Raw genomic sequence first — 1,426 nt, 5'->3', positions numbered from 1 at the left:
TGACTCGATGGAAACGCTGCTACGCCATGAGAGCGTGAATTAAGACATGGGGCGCAAGAGACCGACCGCTATTCCGTGCCTTAGAGCACGTCGTGTTGACTGGTCCGTGTGCGAAAGAAGCCGAGTCATGGGCGTTACAGCCCGGATGCCGCGGGGCGCGGCATCCGGGAAAGCCCGAATAGGTGAATCTCTGCTTCACGCACTGGCGTCCCGGGTGAACAGACAATGTACCTTGGAATTGATGTCCACAAACGGTACGCACAGGTGGCAGTAATGGATGAGGCTGGGGAGATCGTCGAAGAGGTTCGCGTCGAGAACGCGAACCTCGACGACCTCGCCCAGCGGTACGCTGGTGCCGAAGCCGCACTCGAAGCGACCAGCAATTACTACCACATCCACGATACGCTGTCCGAACATTTGGATGTGACTGTCGCTCACCCGAAGGAGCTGAATCAGATTGCTAACTCGGACAAGAAAACCGATCGCGTCGACGCAAAAGAACTCGCGCGGATGGTGCGGCTGAACTCGGTGCCAGAGAGTTATGTTCCGACCGACGAGATCAGGGAAGCCCGCGCACTCGTGCGCGGGCGACAGACCCTGGTCGAAAACCGGACAAAGTACGCCAACAAGATTCACGGACTTCTCTCCGATCACGGCATCACTGAGGACGTGAAGCCGTTGAACAAGGAGGGACGAGAGTTCCTCCGGGAACTCTCGCTCCCGACGCCGTGGGACGCGTTGCTGGAGTCGTATCTCGAACTGATAGAGACGCTCACCGAGGAGATACAGGAACTCGAAGAAACGATCGAGGAGCGCGCTGGGTCTCTGAAGGAGACCCAGCTGCTGATGACCATTCCCGGCGTGAGTTACTATACGGCGTTGACGATTTACGCCGAGTTAGGCAAGATCAGTCGGTTTGACGGTGATAAATCGGTTGTCAGCTACGTGGGATTGAACCCGGTGATCCGCGAGTCAGGTGACTCGCGGATCGAAGGGAGTATTTCGAAGCGTGGATCGGGTCGTGTCCGGTGGTTGCTCGTCCAGGCTGCAAACACAGCAGTTCACACCTGTAACGATGAGTACTTGAGCCGCTTCTATGAGCGGTTAGCTAGCCGGAAGAACTCACAGAAGGCAATCGTCGCCTGCGCTCGGAAAATGCTGGTGTCGATCTACCACATGCTAGACCGGGGCGAAGTATACGACCCGCCTGATGTGAGTTCATAGAGGAGGGAACTGAGGGCCGCCGGGCGGGCGGCCCTCAGTGGCCGGTCGAGGCCAGCGTTAGCAACAGCTATCGCCAGACTGCGACCGCACCGCCTGAAGATATCGACCGCCTGCCGGACGGGAGAACAGCAGAGTACAGGACGGCGCAACTATTTTGTCGAAAACGGTGGTTTGTGTAAGTAGCAGCGTTTCCATAGGTGAA

Annotated in this window: 1 protein-coding gene; it reads left to right on the top strand. The window is 57.5% G+C overall.

From position 1 onward, the window contains the following. Window positions 1-225: 225 nt before the first annotated feature. Complete coding sequence (locus NDI54_RS21375) at window positions 226-1,224, top strand: IS110 family RNA-guided transposase (RefSeq protein ID WP_165897997.1); 999 nt, start codon at window positions 226-228, stop codon at window positions 1,222-1,224. Window positions 1,225-1,426 lie beyond the last annotated feature (202 nt).

The sequence above is a fragment of the Haloarcula terrestris genome (genome assembly GCF_031624315.1).
Classification (GTDB): Archaea; Halobacteriota; Halobacteria; order Halobacteriales; family Haloarculaceae; genus Haloarcula; species Haloarcula terrestris.
Note: the sequence above shows the minus strand (reverse complement) of the source record. Positions and strands in the feature narration are given on the sequence as shown.